The organism is Rhizobium sp. Root1334, from assembly GCF_001426665.1.
Classification (GTDB): domain Bacteria; phylum Pseudomonadota; class Alphaproteobacteria; order Rhizobiales; family Rhizobiaceae; genus Pararhizobium.
This window is the reverse complement of the sequence record NZ_LMEY01000012.1, coordinates 468,296-482,192: the sequence shown is the minus strand read 5'-3', so window position 1 is coordinate 482,192 and position 13,897 is coordinate 468,296. Positions and strand designations below refer to the sequence as shown.

Genomic DNA, 13,897 nt, shown 5'->3' with positions numbered 1-13,897 from the left:
AGGCGAATCTTAAATCCCATGGCGTATGTGTTGCCTGATTTCACAGGGAGCAGCAGGTGCGTTTTTTGCCGGGAGAATGGTTCGTCGTCCGAATTATTTTGGTGCTGGCTGCATTGGATGCCGTCTTGCTCTATTTCAAGAACATACCCGTCGATATTGTTGGCTATGTCAGCGTGATTGGGATTGGACTGTTTCTGGTTGCGGCGGGACAATATTATCGCGTCGTTCGGAATGAAGGCCGCCTGGCACTGGCTCTGGTCGCAGCCGGACTGTTTGTGCTGTTCACCATCATCGGCTCGGTTTTCAATTATATGTTCCTTCCCAATACCTTCGCGCCCATCGATGATTTTCTGATGCAGGTCGATGCGGCAATGGGATACCACTGGCCGTCATTGCTGACCTGGATATCGCATTACCCCTGGTTCGGGACTTTCCTGTATCAGGTCTATTTCACGTCCCTGCCACAGCTTTTGGTCATTATCCTGGTTTTGGGCTTCATGGGGCAGGCGCAGGCGTTGCATCGCTTTTTGTTGACCGGGGTCATCGGTGCGCTTTTGGCGATCGTGATCTGGGCGCTGTTTCCCAATTTTGGTGCCAAGAGCTTTCATGTTCTGCCACAGTCGGTGCTGGAGGCATTCCCAATCGCTGTCACTCCGGCCTATGGTGATGCGTTGCTGGCCTTGAGCCGTGATGGGGTAGATTATCTCTCTCCGAAGAACGTCCTTGGTTTGATCGGTTTTCCATCATTTCATACCGTCATGGCATGCATGTCCGTCTGTTTCGTGCCGCGTCATCTGATTTTAATGCCGGTGATCTTCTGCCTTAACGCTTTCATGGCGGTGGCCATTCTCGTGCAAGGCGGCCATCATCTGATCGATATGATCGGCGGCGTCGGCGTGTTTGCGATGGCCTACGCGCTGTCAGGTATGACAATGCGTAGGTTAAGCAACGCCTATCACAAGATTAGTGAGCCGCAGACCGTCTGAGCGCTGCCGTCAGAGGGCGTCCCTGATTTTCTCGGCATTCGCCGCAAGCACGGCCCCATCTTCCATCTTGCCGGAATGCGGCCGCAACGGCACGCCCTCGTGGCGGGGGATGACATGGAAGTGCAGGTGGAAGACCGATTGTCCAGCCGGCGCTTCGTTGAACTGCATGATCGTCACGCCGTCCGCTTCGAAGGCTTCCTCTGCGGCTATCGCCACTTTCTGGACGGTCGCGATGAGAGCGCCAAGCGTTGCCGGATCGGCATCGAGAATGTTGCGCGAAGCGGCCTTCGGGACGACCAGGACATGGCCCTGTGCCTGTGGCATGACATCCATGAAGGCAAGGACATTGGCATCCTCATAAACCTTGTGGGCCGGAATTTCGCCACGCAGGATTTTGGCGAAGATGTTGTTGGTGTCATAGGCGGCGTTGGGCATCTGCATTTCTCCTCAAAAACTCAATCAGTCGTCGGTCTCTTGCCGTTCGCCTTTGCGGAACGGACTGTGTTCGGCCAGGATATCGCTCATCTGCTCCACCTCCTGCCGTTCGCGTTCAAGGTAATCGGCAACGGCGCGCTTCAATCCGGGATGGGCGATGAAATGCGCCGAATGGGTGGTTGCCGGCAGATAGCCGCGTGCCAGCTTGTGCTCGCCCTGGGCACCGGCTTCGACGCGCTTCAATCCCTTGGCGATGGCGAAATCGATGGCCTGATGGTAGCAGACCTCGAAATGCAGGAAGGGATGATCTTCCATGGCGCCCCAGTGACGGCCATAAAGCGCATCGCTGCCGATGAAATTGATGGCGCCGGCGATGTACTTGCCGTTGCGCTTGGCCATGACAAGCAGGATGTCGTCAGCCATGCGTTCACTGATCAGCGAATAGAATTTGCGCGTCAGATAGGGCCGGCCCCATTTGCGGCTGCCAGTGTCCATATAAAAGGCAAAAAACTGATCCCAGACGTTTTCGGTCAAGTCCTTGCCAGTCAGCCAGTCGATGCTGATGCCGCCTTCAAGCGCCGAGCGGCGTTCCTTCTTCAGTGCCTTGCGTTTGCGCGATGCCAGCGTTTCGAGAAAGTCGTTGTGGGATGAATAGCCCGCATTGAGGAAATGAAACTGCTGGTCGGTCCGGTGCAGGAACCCGGCCTGTTCGAATGTGGGAATTTCGTCTTCCGGCAGGAACGTCACATGCGCAGAGGACACATTGTGACGGCGGGCGAGTTCCTGAAGACCGGCCGCGAGTGAAACACGAACACGGGCGGGATCGGCTGTCACAGCGGTCAGCAGCCGCGGTCCGGTGGCGGGAGTGAACGGAACCGAGCATTGCAGTTTTGGATAATAGCGCCCGCCCGCCCGTTCCAAGGCGTCGGCCCAGCCGTGATCGAAAACATATTCGCCCTGGCTATGGTTTTTCAGGTAGCAGATCAATGCGCCGGAAAACCTGCCTTTGCCATCTTCCATCAGCAGATGCTGGCCGAGCCAACCGGTATCGGCCGTCGCTGAGCCTGATTCCTCAAGCGAAGACAGATAGGCATGCGAAATGAACGGATTGTAGAGGCCGCCGTATTGCCCCTTGGCGGCCCCTGACAGTCCGTCCCAGCTTTCCTTCGAAATATCCTGAAAGGACGTCTCGACACGGATTTTAACGTCGCCGGTCATTCTTTAAGCGGTAAGCCTTTCACGCGGGTCAAACCCTTCGAATGTCATCTGGTCGGCGTGGCTGTAGGTGTGATCGACGCCCGCCTGATCGCGCACGGTCCAAGTCAAAATCGCACGGCCAAGCGAACGTTGCTTGGTGATGAACGAGTTTGGCAAATCCCCATAGAAATAGGAAATGAAATCAAGCCCGAGCTGCATCGCTTCCTCGTGAACGAGGAATTGCTCCGACTGGTTGCCACCCGCCGTCAGGCCGATCGGGTAGGGCGGGTCCTGCGCCTTGAGGTCCTTGAGCAGCCAATGATCGAAGCTCATCAGGGCAATGGGTCCCTCGTAGCTTTCAAGAGCCTCCAGCACCGCATCAACAAAACCTTCGTCGTCGCCGAGGCGTCCCTTCAGCTCAAGCACGATCGGAACCCGGCCCTTGACCAGTCTCAGAAGCTGCCCGAGTGTCGGGATCTTGTCGGTCGTGCCGCCGATGGCGATCAGGCCCAGTTCGCCGGCGGTCTTTTCCCGGATGTCGCCCTTGATGCCGCACAGTCGCTGCATGTCGTCATCGTGGAAAACCACCGGCACGCTGTCGGCGGTGTATTGCAGGTCGCATTCGATGGCGAAGCCATTTTCCGCTGCGCGGGAAAACGCTGAAAGCGTGTTTTCCCAGATGGCGTGGTTCATGTCGTGATAGCCGCGATGAGCGACCGGTTGCGCCGTCAGCCAGGACAGGTCTTTCATGAATACTCTTCCGCTCAGGCGATTTCGATCACGGCGTCGATTTCGACGGCGGCGTTGAAGGGCAGGGAGGCCATGCCGACAGCGGCGCGCGCGTGGATACCGGCGTCGCCCAGAACCTTGGCGATCAGGTTAGAGGCGCCATTCATGACCAGGTGCTGCTCGATGAAGGTCGGCTTGGAGGCGATGAAACCGTTGAGCTTGACGATGCGGCGAATGCGCGAGAGATCGCCGCCCAAGGCTGCTTTTGCTTGAGCAAGAATATTGATGGCACAGAGTTCGGCAGCGCGCTGGCCGGTGGCAACATCGACGTCGTCGCCGAGGTGACCGGTGATCGCGACCTTATCATTTTCCATCGGTAGCTGGCCGGAGATATAAAGGTGCGATCCACTGATGACGAAGGGAACATAGTTGGCGGCGGGTGCTGCCGCCTGCGGCAATGTGATTCCCAGTTCCTTGATGCGTGCTTCAATCTCTGCAGACATGGATAACTCCGGTCATTGTTGTGTTTTGCCGTCAAATGCTGCATGCACAGCATGTTTCATGAAGTGGTAAAATACTGCATCTTGAACATTGATGCCTCGCTTTTGCCTGATGTGTTCTTATAGCATCGGCAGCGAATCCAACAGGAGGAAACGGATGTTTCGTTCAAGCTTTGCCTCTGCCATCCTGGCATGGGCGTGTTTATCGGGTATGACGGTCGGCGGCGCTTCCGCTGCGTCAGCCAACATCCTGGTGCCTCACCGCGCTGTCTACGATCTGGAACTCAAGGACGCATCGGAGCGCTCCGGAATTTCCGGAATGTACGGCCGCATGGTCTATGAATTCAATGGCTCGGCCTGCGAGGGCTATACCGTCAGTTTCCGGTTTGTCACCAAGGTGGATACGGGTGAAGAGGTCAAGCTGACGGACCAGCAGACGACCACTTACGAGGACCTGAAAAACGGAAACTTCCGCTTCTTGACGCGCTCGTTCACCGACGAGAAGCTCGACAAGGAAGTGCGCGGCTCTGCCCATGAGGCCAAGCAAGGGCTGACCGTCGACCTGACCTCGCCCGACAAGCGTAAGGTCGATCTTGCCCAGGGCCTGTTTCCGACTGAGCACATGCTCGATGTCATCGACCGGGCAAAGAAGGGCGAGACGCTGTTTGAATCGCGTATCTTCGACGGCTCCGATGCTGGCGACAAGACGCTGATCACCACCACCATGATCGGCAAGCCGCAGAAGGCAACGGCTGGTGATGCCGACGCTGATAAGGCAGTGGCCGTGGCGGGAAAGCCCTATTGGCCGGTGACCATTTCCTATTTCAACGACAACGCGACCGGTGACGCGCTGCCGATCTACCGCATGGAGTTCAAACTCTATGAAAACGGTATCACCCGTGACCTGACCATGGATTACGGCGATTTCGTCCTGTCGGGCAAGCTCGCCGATCTGGAAATCTTCAAGCAGGAAAAGTGCAAGTAGGTCAGAACGGCCGCCCGCTGCTGCTATTTTCTTCGTTTGCCCTTGATTTATCGGGCGCCAAGGGGTAAGGGCACCGCATTCCACACGTAAGGTTTGGGACCGTCCGGGAGAAATCCGGGCAGTTCCACCCGGTGGCGCTTTCGAAGAAAGTGCTGTTTGCCTTGCGGAGGTTCAACCGGAAAAGGAGAAAAGGCATGGCATTGCCTGATTTTAGCATGCGTCAGCTTCTGGAAGCTGGCGTTCACTTCGGTCACCAGACTCACCGCTGGAACCCGAAAATGAAGCCGTACATCTTCGGCGATCGTTCGAACGTTCACATCATCGACCTCGCACAGACCGTTCCGTTGCTGTCGCGCGCGCTGCAGGTTGTCAGCGACACGGTTGCCAAGGGTGGCCGCGTTCTGTTCGTCGGCACCAAGCGCCAGGCATCCGAAATCATCGCCGACGCTGCCAAGCGTTCGGCCCAGTACTACGTCAATGCCCGCTGGCTCGGCGGCATGATGACCAACTGGAAGACGATTTCGAACTCGATCCAGCGCCTGCGCAAGCTCGACGAAATCCTCGCTTCGGAAGGCTCGGGCTATTCCAAGAAGGAACGCCTGAACCTTGAGCGCGAACGCGAAAAGCTGAACCGCGCACTGGGCGGTATCCGCGATATGGGCGGCGTTCCGGACCTGATGTTCATCATCGACACCAACAAGGAATCGATTGCTATCGACGAAGCAAAGCGTCTCGGCATCCCGGTTGTTGCGATCATCGATTCGAACTGCGACCCGGACCGTATCGACTTCCCGATCCCCGGCAACGACGACGCTTCGCGTGCGATCTCGCTCTATTGCGATCTGATCTCGCGTGCAGCCCTCGACGGCATCGCCCGTCAGCAGAGCTCGTCGGGCCGCGACCTCGGCGCCTCTTCCGATCTGCCGCTTGAGCCGGCTCTCGAAGAAGCCGCTGAAGCCTGATAAGGCGGGACGGCGGATAACACCGCCGCTCCTTTAGACAAGATCAGGACGAGGCCGTTTACGACTGAAAAAGTGAACGGCCTTGTTCTTTTGCATCGAACCGGCCCATGAGGCACTGGTTGTCACGATGCCTACCACCGTGATGGACCCTTTCATCACGATGTCACATTCAGGGGTCATGCCCTGCCACATCCTCCTGGTATCGCGCCGGCTTTCTGGCAGCGCACCAGCCGAACAAAACGAAGAGGCAAAAAAGATGAGCACTATTACTGCAGCAATGGTGAAGGAACTGCGCGAAAAGACCGGCGCAGGCATGATGGATTGCAAGAAGGCCCTCGGCGAAACCAATGGCGACATGGAAGCCGCGATCGACTGGCTGCGCGCCAAGGGCATCGCCAAGGCCGACAAGAAGTCGGGCCGCGCAGCAGCTGAAGGCCTCGTCGGCATCGCCAGCAGCGGCACCAAGGCTGTTGTTATCGAGCTGAACTCCGAAACCGACTTCGTTGCTCGTAACGATGCCTTCCAGGATCTGGTTCGTGGCGTTGCAGCTGTTGCAGTCGGCACGGACGGTACCGTCGAAACCATCAGCGCAACGACCTATCCGGCAACCGGCAAGTCGGTCGCTGAGAGCATCACCGACGCGATCGCAACGATCGGCGAGAACATGGCTCTGCGCCGTTCGGCCCTGCTGTCGGTCGAAGACGGTGTTGTTGCCACCTACATCCACAATTCCGTTGCTGACGGCCTCGGCAAGCTCGGCGTTCTCGTCGCGCTGAAGTCGACCGGCGACAAGGATGCCCTGAACGCCATCGGTCGCCAGGTTGCCATGCACATTGCAGCGACCAACCCACTGGCCATCCGTTCGACGGAAGTTGACGCTTCTGTTGCAGAACGCGAACGCAACATCTTCATCGAGCAGGCCCGCGAATCCGGCAAGCCGGAAGCGATCATCGAAAAGATGGTCGAAGGTCGCATGCGCAAGTTCTTCGAAGAAGTCGCACTTCTGTCGCAGGCTTTCGTCATGAACCCCGACCTGACCGTCGAAGCTGCCGTCAAGGAAGCTGAAAAGACCGTTGGTGCCCCGATCGAAGTTGTCGGCATGGCCCGCCTGCTTCTCGGCGAAGGCGTCGAAAAGGAAGAATCCGACTTCGCAGCCGAAGTTGCGGCTGTCGCCAAGGGCTGATTTCTTCATCCTGATTGGGAAAACAAAAGGGCATCGCGTGACAACGCGGTGCCCTTCGTGTATCCGGCATCATCATCACATTGGCGCAGGCTCCTTCGGGGAATATCCGGATGATATCGGCCGCGCAGGGATGAACAGATCAGTTTAAGCACATATCTTGCATATGTGCCTTCTTGGACAGGAGTGACGATGCCGGCCGAACCTCTCTACAAACGTGTGCTGTTGAAGGCCTCGGGCGAAGCGCTGATGGGCAACCAGGGGTTCGGGATTGATGTCGCGGTCGCTGACCGGATTGCCTCCGACATTGCCGAAGCTCGCGCCATGGGCGTCGAAGTCGGGGTCGTCGTCGGCGGCGGGAACATCTTTCGCGGTGTTGCGGTTGCCTCCAAGGGCGGCGATCGGGTGACCGGCGATCACATGGGCATGCTGGCGACCATCATCAACGCGCTGGCGCTGGCGACCTCCCTGCGCAAACTCGACGTCGATACTGTTGTTCTATCGGCTATCGCCATGCCGGAAATCTGTGAAAGCTTCTCGCAGCGCGCCACGCTGTTTCACCTGTCTCAGGGACGTGTGGTGATCTTTGCAGGCGGCACCGGCAATCCCTTCTTCACCACCGATTCGGCAGCCGCACTGCGCGCTGCGGAAATGGGTGCAGAAGCGATCTTCAAGGGCACGCAGGTTGACGGCATTTACACCGCCGATCCGAAGAAGGATCCGACGGCCACCCGCTTCGATCGCCTGACACACAGCGAAGTCCTGCAAAAGGGGCTCGCGGTCATGGACGTTGCAGCCGTGGCGCTGGCGCGCGAAAACAGCATCCCGATCATCGTCTTCTCGATCCACGAGAAGGGCGGGTTTGCGGAAATCTTGACCGGCGGCGGCCGGGCGACCATCGTTACAGACAATTGAGCAGTTAAAGGGCGGTCGTAAGACTGTCGCGATAAAACGGGAGTTTGATCCATGAGTGAAGGTATTGACCTGAGTGACCTGAAGCGCCGCATGGATGGCGCCATCACCGCGTTCAAGAGCGATATCGCATCGCTGCGCACGGGACGCGCATCGGCCAACGTGCTCGATCCGGTCATGGTGGAAGCCTATGGTTCACGCGTGCCGCTGAACCAGGTTGCCAATATTACGGTTCCGGAAGCCCGTATGCTCGGTGTTTCCATCTGGGACAAGTCGATGGTCAATGCTGTCGATCGCGCCATCCGGGAATCGAATCTCGGCCTCAACCCGATCGTTGATGGCCAGAACCTGCGCATTCCGCTGCCGGAACTGAACGAAGAGCGCCGCAAGTCGCTGGTAAAGGTTGCGCATGACTATAGCGAAAAAGCCAAGGTCGCCGTGCGCAACGTGCGCCGCGATGGTATGGATAGTCTGAAAAAAGCCGAAAAGGATGGCGATATCGGTCAGGATGTCAGCCGCAGCCAGTCCGAAAAGGTCCAGAAAATGACAGATGAGATGATTTCCGACATCGACCGCTTGCTCGGCGATAAGGAAAAGGAAATCATGCAGGTCTAGTCTGTCTTTTTCCGAGTCTCTGTTTTTCGGGTCACCGATGTCAAACCCATTGCTTAGAAATGTTCCCACGCACGTTGCCATCATCATGGATGGCAACGGACGCTGGGCCAATTCGCGCGGGCTGCCGCGAACGATGGGGCATCGCAAGGGCGTTGAATCGGTGCGTGAGGCCGTTCGTACTGCGGGCGAGGCCGGCATCCGTTACCTGACGCTCTTTGCTTTTTCATCGGAAAACTGGAGCAGGCCTGAGGCGGAAGTCTCCGATTTGATGGGGCTGCTCAAAGCCTTCATCCGGCGCGACCTGGCGGACCTGCATAAGCAGAATGTTCGCATCCGGGTGATCGGCGACAGGAACAATCTCCGCGGCGATATCCTGCCTCTGCTTCTGGAGGCAGAGGATACGACGCGCAACAATACGGGTATCACACTGGTTATCGCCTTCAACTACGGCTCCCGCGATGAAATGACCCGCGCCGTGCAGGCTTTGGCGGTTGATGTCGCCCAGGGGCGATTGACGGCCGATCAGATCACGCCGGAGCGCATAGCCAGCAAGCTCGATACGGCCGGCATTCCTGACCCTGATCTTGTCCTGCGTACCAGTGGCGAGGAGCGGCTGTCCAATTTCCTGCTCTGGCAGGCCGCCTATTCCGAATTGTTGTTTGTTCCCGAGCTTTGGCCAGACTTCAACCGCGAAGTCTTCCTCAATGCGCTGAAAACCTATGCCGGACGGGAGCGCCGGTTTGGTGGTCTGTCGCAGCCGACGCTTGCGGTTGGTTCCTGATGCAGAGCGAACTGCGACTGCGCATCATCTCCGGTATCATTCTTGCCATAGTCACCCTCGGTGCGACCTGGGCCGGTGGAACCGTGTTCGAGCTTCTCGCCGTGGCGATTGCAGTGCTTGTCTATTATGAATGGTCGACGATCACCCGGCTTGCCGAACGTGATTTCCAGGGCAACGCTTTCGGCTGGTTGTCACAGGCGGTGATTTCCGGGCTCATTCTGTTTGATGGCGCTCATGTCACTCTGCTCGTGCTGGCCGGGTTTGCGGCCGTCGCAGCCCTCTGGGTGTTTTTGCGGGGCGGCACCTGGTGGCTGCCGGGTGGTATCGTCTATGCCGGCCTGACGGGCATTTCGCTCTCGGCCATACGTGGCGAGAGCGATATCGGGCTGATCGCCATGATCTTCATCTTCGCCGTGGTCTGGGCAACCGATATCCTAGCCTATTTCACCGGCAGGGCGATCGGCGGGCCGAAGCTCGCACCGCGCATCTCGCCCGGAAAAACATGGTCTGGCGCAATCGGCGGTACCATCTGTGGGGTAATCGCCGGCGTCGCAGTGTTCATGAGTTATTTTCCACTGAACGATGTGCGTATTCCGCTTCTGGCGCTGGCGCTCTCGGTGTCCAGCCAGATCGGCGATCTGTTCGAATCCTACATCAAGCGCCGGTTCGGAGTGAAGGATTCGAGCAAGCTCATTCCCGGGCATGGCGGCGTTATGGACCGCGTCGATGGACTTGTTTTTGCCTGTTTTGCCGCGCTTTTGATTGCTTTGGTGCAAGTCATGTCCACCGGTGGACAGAATGTGCCCCTGGGGGCAATCCTTTTGGCGCCGTAAAACGCCCGCATAGCTGATCGAGGACCTTATGGCTTACCTGGCCGATACGCTTCAACTGATTGCCGGCTACATCGTGCCGTTCCTGCTGGTGCTGACGCTGCTCGTCTTCGTGCATGAGATGGGACACTATCTCGTCGGCCGCTGGTCCGGCATCCGCATCCTCGCCTTTTCAGTCGGCTTTGGCCCGGAATTGTTCGGTTATACCGACAAGCATGGAACACGCTGGAAGTTCTGCGCCGTCCCGCTCGGTGGCTATGTGAAATTCTTCGGCGACGAGGATGCTGCGAGCGTTCCTGATTACAGCCGGCTTGAACAATATTCGGCCGAGGATCGTGACCGGACCTTCCTGGGCGCAAAGGTCTGGAAGCGGGCGGCCACGGTGGCTGCCGGGCCTATTGCCAATTTCATCCTCGCGATCGCTATCTTCGCCGTGCTGTTTACGGTCTATGGCAAGCCGGTTGCGGATCCGGTCGTTGCCGAGGTCAAGGAAAACAGTGCCGCCGCCAAGGCAGGTGTATTGCCGGGCGATCTGCTTGTGGCCATCGACGGTGCGCACGTCACCACCTTCGATGATGTGCGTCGGTATGTCAGTATCCGTCCGGAAACGCCGATCACCATCCAGATCAAGCGCAAGGGCGAATTGCTGGATCTGCCTATGGTGCCTGAGCGCACCGAAATCACGGATCAGTTCGGCAACAAGATGGAACTCGGCATTATCGGTATCGTGACGAATCAGGAAACCGGCAATTTCCGTCTGGAAACGTTTGGTCCGCTCGAGGCCGTGGGGCAGGGTGCCGTCGAAAGCTGGCATATCGTCACCGGTACGTTCAATTATCTTGCCAATCTCGTGACCGGCCGTATGAAAGCGGATCAGCTGGGTGGTCCGATCCGGGTTGCCCAGGCCTCCGGCCAGATGGCGACGATCGGTATCGCCGCCGTTTTACAGCTGGCGGCGGTTCTGTCAGTTTCCATTGGACTTCTTAACCTAATGCCGGTTCCCGTACTTGATGGCGGGCATCTGATGTTTTATGCGGTTGAGGCCCTTCGGGGCAAACCGGTGGGGCCGCGTACACAGGATGTCGCTTTCCGGATCGGTTTTGCCATGGTGTTGATGCTGATGGTGTTTGCCACATGGAACGACATAAGTTCGCTTTTAGGCTGATATTACAGGCCTGCGGCGGACATGCAGGCGCAGGAGAGTGAACCGGCTTCGTTTAGACTTCAACGGGTTGGTTGAAAGGGTTTGTTTACGATAAAGCAATTGTGTAGTGGCCGTTAGGACACGGTTTCAATTGAAGTAAACAGAAATTAACGAGCTGGCTTGCTTGTATAGGAAAAGCGGTTAAAACGGCAACCTGACCGGAGTCGGTACGAGTTCGCTGCGGGGCATTTGGAAGAAGGTAAGATTTATGAAAGCTGGTTCAAGATTTTTGAACGCGGTGTCGGCGGTTGCGCTGTCTGCAAGTATGGTCGCAACAGGCTCTGGCATCGTAACGCTTGCAAGTGCGACTGTCGCTGAAGCTGCAACGATCAACCGTGTCGAAGTGCGCGGCGCTACCCGCGTCAGCCCTGAGACGGTCCGTGCAAACATCACGATCGTTCCCGGCAAAAGCTTCAGCAATGGCGACATCGATTCTTCCGTAAAGCGTCTTTATTCCACAGGCTATTTCTCTGATGTTAGCATCAATGTCTCCGGTGGCACGCTCGTCGTCACCGTGAGCGAGAACCAGCTGGTCAACCAGGTTGTCTTCAACGGTAACCGCAAGATCAAGGACGACAAGCTGCAGGCGGTCGTTCGCACGCGTTCGCTCGGTCCGTACAGCGAGGCGACTGCCGAATCCGATATTCAGGCCATCAAGGATGCCTATGCTGGAATCGGCCGCGAAGATGTGACTGTGACAACGCAGGTGGTTCCGATCGCGGAAGGCCGCGTCAATCTGGCTTTTGTTATCAATGAAGGCGATCGCACCAAGATCACTGCGATCAATTTTGTCGGCAACAATGCCTATAGCAACGGCCGTCTTGAGGCTGTGATCTCGACGAAGGAATCGGGAATCTTCTCCTTCCTGAACCGCAAGGACGTTTATAACGCCGACAAGCTGCGCGCTGACGAAGAGCTGCTGCGCCAGTTCTATTACAACCGCGGTTATGCCGATTTCCGTGTCGTGTCCTCGGATGCGGTGCTGGATGAAGCCACCAACGAATACACGGTAACGATCACTGTCGAAGAAGGCGAGCGCTACGACTTCGGAACGGTTAATGTTGAATCGACCGTTGAGGGCGTCAATGCCGAAGAACTGAAGGGGCTCGTACGGACCTCGGAAGGGAAAATCTACAAGGCAAAGGACGTTCAGGACAGCATTTCCGCGATTTCCAAGCGCGTTGCATCGCAGGGCTATCCGTTTGCTCGCGTAACGCCACGTGGTAACCGCGATTTTGGCAACCGTACGATCGCTGTTGACTATCTTGTTGACCAGGGCGAGCGCGCCTATATCGAGCGCATCGAAATCCGTGGCAACACGCGCACGCGTGATTACGTTATCCGTCGCGAATTCGACATGAGTGAAGGCGATGCGTTCAACCAGGAAATGATCACGACGGCCAAGCGCCGCCTGGATGCACTTGGTTACTTCTCCACCGTCAATATCTCGACCCAGCCTGGTAGCGCTTCCGATCGCGTCGTCGTCATCGTTGATGTGCAGGACCAGTCGACCGGTTCGTTCGGTATCGGTGCCGGCTATTCGGCCGGTAGCGGCGGCGGCTTCCTGCTGGAAGCTTCGATCGAGGAAAAGAACTTCCTTGGCCGTGGCCAGTACATCCGTCTTGCTGCAGGCCGTGGCGAAGACAGCCGTACCTATAACGTTTCGTTCACCGAGCCCTATTTCCTTGGTTATCGCTTGGCCGCTGGCTTCGATATCTTCAAGAACGAAAACGACTATGATGACGACAACTATAGCTATGAAGACGAGGGCTTCAGCCTGCGTGTAACGGCGCCGATCACCGAGCGTGTATCGACGACATTCCGTTACAACCTGACGCAGATGGACTACAGCGGCGATACAGCCGATCTGTCGAGCCCGTATGACCGTGTGGTCAGAGGCTCGCCTTGGACACGTTCGTCGATCTCGCAGACGCTGACCTATAATTCGCTTGATGACGCGAACTTGCCGCACGAAGGCATTCTCGCTTCGGCAACGCAGGAATATGCCGGTCTTGGTGGTACTTCCGATTTCTACAAGCTGACCGGTAAGGCCAAGTGGTACTATACCGTGAACGACGATGCCGATATCATCGCATCGCTTGCTGGTAGCGCGGGCCACGTGTTCAACACCGGTGGCAAGATGGAAGTCTTCGACCAATTCCAGTTGGGCCAGAACGATATTCGTGGTTTCGAGCGTAACGGCATCGGCCCACGTAGCGGCAAGTACGGCGACTCCATCGGCGGCACGACCTACTTCACAGCTTCTGCCGAAGCCACGTTCCCGCTGCCATTCGTGTCGCGTGATGCCGGTTTCCGCGGCGCAATCTTTGCAGATGCAGGTACACTGTATGGCAACGAAGTCGATACGACGGCTGACGATCAGATCAAGGGTACCAACAGTTCGCTGCGTGCATCTGTCGGTCTGGGTCTGATCTGGGCATCGCCCTTTGGTCCGTTGCGCGTCGACTATGCGTTCCCGATCGCCAAGGAAGATTTCGACCGCGTACAGAACCTCAAGTTCGGTATTTCGTCGTCCTTCTGATCCTTGCAGTCCAGAACTGCCTGCCAAAACTGTTCTGGA

Annotated in this window: 14 protein-coding genes; 10 read left to right on the top strand and 4 right to left on the bottom strand. The window is 57.3% G+C overall.

The window, feature by feature from the left end:
* The first annotated feature begins 56 nt into the window (after positions 1–56).
* On the top strand, positions 57–986 hold the full coding sequence (locus ASD36_RS16345; protein WP_060505209.1) for a phosphatase PAP2 family protein: 930 nt from the start codon (positions 57–59) through the stop codon (positions 984–986).
* A gap of 9 nt (positions 987–995) precedes the next feature.
* Here the strand turns inward: ASD36_RS16345 and ASD36_RS16340 are convergent, their stop codons facing one another.
* The 4 genes from ASD36_RS16340 to ASD36_RS16325 are packed head-to-tail and all read right to left on the bottom strand — an operon-like array spanning position 996 to position 3,850.
* Positions 996–1,421: an HIT family protein gene (locus ASD36_RS16340; RefSeq protein WP_060505621.1), complete on the bottom strand. Its 426-nt coding sequence runs from the start codon at positions 1,419–1,421 to the stop codon at positions 996–998.
* A 24-nt stretch (positions 1,422–1,445) separates the two neighbouring features.
* Positions 1,446–2,639 carry a GNAT family N-acetyltransferase gene (locus ASD36_RS16335; RefSeq protein WP_060505210.1) on the bottom strand — a complete coding sequence of 398 codons (1,194 nt, stop codon included), beginning with the start codon at positions 2,637–2,639 and terminating at the stop codon, positions 1,446–1,448.
* Positions 2,640–2,642: 3 nt separating this feature from the next.
* Positions 2,643–3,368 carry a glycerophosphodiester phosphodiesterase gene (locus ASD36_RS16330; protein ID WP_060505211.1) on the bottom strand — a complete coding sequence of 242 codons (726 nt, stop codon included), beginning with the start codon at positions 3,366–3,368 and terminating at the stop codon, positions 2,643–2,645.
* A gap of 14 nt (positions 3,369–3,382) precedes the next feature.
* Complete coding sequence (locus ASD36_RS16325) at positions 3,383–3,850, bottom strand: RidA family protein (protein WP_060505212.1); 468 nt, start codon at positions 3,848–3,850, stop codon at positions 3,383–3,385.
* A gap of 154 nt (positions 3,851–4,004) precedes the next feature.
* Between ASD36_RS16325 and ASD36_RS16320 the strand changes: the two genes are divergently transcribed.
* The 9 genes from ASD36_RS16320 (at position 4,005) to bamA (ending at position 13,858) form a co-directional block, all read left to right on the top strand.
* Positions 4,005–4,832, top strand: a complete 828-nt coding sequence (locus ASD36_RS16320; protein WP_060505213.1) for a cell envelope integrity EipB family protein — start codon at positions 4,005–4,007, stop codon at positions 4,830–4,832.
* A gap of 194 nt (positions 4,833–5,026) precedes the next feature.
* Positions 5,027–5,794, top strand: a complete 768-nt coding sequence (rpsB, locus tag ASD36_RS16315) for a 30S ribosomal protein S2 (protein WP_037100951.1) — start codon at positions 5,027–5,029, stop codon at positions 5,792–5,794.
* Between the two features lie 256 nt (positions 5,795–6,050).
* Positions 6,051–6,977 (top strand): translation elongation factor Ts, encoded by a 927-nt coding sequence (gene tsf / locus ASD36_RS16310; protein ID WP_060505622.1) that lies wholly within the window; start codon positions 6,051–6,053, stop codon positions 6,975–6,977.
* Positions 6,978–7,166: 189 nt separating this feature from the next.
* Positions 7,167–7,889, top strand: a complete 723-nt coding sequence (pyrH, locus tag ASD36_RS16305) for a UMP kinase (protein WP_060505214.1) — start codon at positions 7,167–7,169, stop codon at positions 7,887–7,889.
* A gap of 51 nt (positions 7,890–7,940) precedes the next feature.
* Entirely contained in the window at positions 7,941–8,501 is a 561-nt protein-coding gene (frr, locus tag ASD36_RS16300; RefSeq protein ID WP_060505215.1) for a ribosome recycling factor, read from the top strand.
* A gap of 37 nt (positions 8,502–8,538) precedes the next feature.
* Positions 8,539–9,282: an isoprenyl transferase gene (locus ASD36_RS16295; protein ID WP_060505216.1), complete on the top strand. Its 744-nt coding sequence runs from the start codon at positions 8,539–8,541 to the stop codon at positions 9,280–9,282.
* On the top strand, positions 9,282–10,115 hold the full coding sequence (locus ASD36_RS16290) for a phosphatidate cytidylyltransferase (RefSeq protein ID WP_060505217.1): 834 nt from the start codon (positions 9,282–9,284) through the stop codon (positions 10,113–10,115). The genes ASD36_RS16295 and ASD36_RS16290 overlap by 1 nt, the downstream gene beginning before the upstream one ends.
* Positions 10,116–10,143: 28 nt before the next feature.
* Positions 10,144–11,277: an RIP metalloprotease RseP gene (rseP, locus tag ASD36_RS16285; RefSeq protein WP_060505218.1), complete on the top strand. Its 1,134-nt coding sequence runs from the start codon at positions 10,144–10,146 to the stop codon at positions 11,275–11,277.
* A gap of 247 nt (positions 11,278–11,524) precedes the next feature.
* Complete coding sequence (gene bamA / locus ASD36_RS16280; protein ID WP_060505219.1) at positions 11,525–13,858, top strand: outer membrane protein assembly factor BamA; 2,334 nt, start codon at positions 11,525–11,527, stop codon at positions 13,856–13,858.
* Positions 13,859–13,897 lie beyond the last annotated feature (39 nt).

Bases quoted from the DNA above. Each gene is read 5' to 3' on its own strand.
- ASD36_RS16340 (WP_060505621.1), bottom strand. From the start codon at position 1,421: ATGCCCAACGCCGCCTATGACACCAACAACATCTTCGCCAAAATCCTG.
- ASD36_RS16335 (WP_060505210.1), bottom strand. From the start codon at position 2,639: ATGACCGGCGACGTTAAAATCCGTGTCGAGACGTCCTTTCAGGATATT.
- ASD36_RS16330 (WP_060505211.1), bottom strand. From the start codon at position 3,368: ATGAAAGACCTGTCCTGGCTGACGGCGCAACCGGTCGCTCATCGCGGC.
- ASD36_RS16325 (WP_060505212.1), bottom strand. From the start codon at position 3,850: ATGTCTGCAGAGATTGAAGCACGCATCAAGGAACTGGGAATCACATTG.
- ASD36_RS16320 (WP_060505213.1), top strand. From the start codon at position 4,005: ATGTTTCGTTCAAGCTTTGCCTCTGCCATCCTGGCATGGGCGTGTTTA.
- rpsB (WP_037100951.1), top strand. From the start codon at position 5,027: ATGGCATTGCCTGATTTTAGCATGCGTCAGCTTCTGGAAGCTGGCGTT.
- tsf (WP_060505622.1), top strand. From the start codon at position 6,051: ATGAGCACTATTACTGCAGCAATGGTGAAGGAACTGCGCGAAAAGACC.
- pyrH (WP_060505214.1), top strand. From the start codon at position 7,167: ATGCCGGCCGAACCTCTCTACAAACGTGTGCTGTTGAAGGCCTCGGGC.
- frr (WP_060505215.1), top strand. From the start codon at position 7,941: ATGAGTGAAGGTATTGACCTGAGTGACCTGAAGCGCCGCATGGATGGC.
- ASD36_RS16295 (WP_060505216.1), top strand. From the start codon at position 8,539: ATGTCAAACCCATTGCTTAGAAATGTTCCCACGCACGTTGCCATCATC.
- ASD36_RS16290 (WP_060505217.1), top strand. From the start codon at position 9,282: ATGCAGAGCGAACTGCGACTGCGCATCATCTCCGGTATCATTCTTGCC.
- rseP (WP_060505218.1), top strand. From the start codon at position 10,144: ATGGCTTACCTGGCCGATACGCTTCAACTGATTGCCGGCTACATCGTG.
- bamA (WP_060505219.1), top strand. From the start codon at position 11,525: ATGAAAGCTGGTTCAAGATTTTTGAACGCGGTGTCGGCGGTTGCGCTG.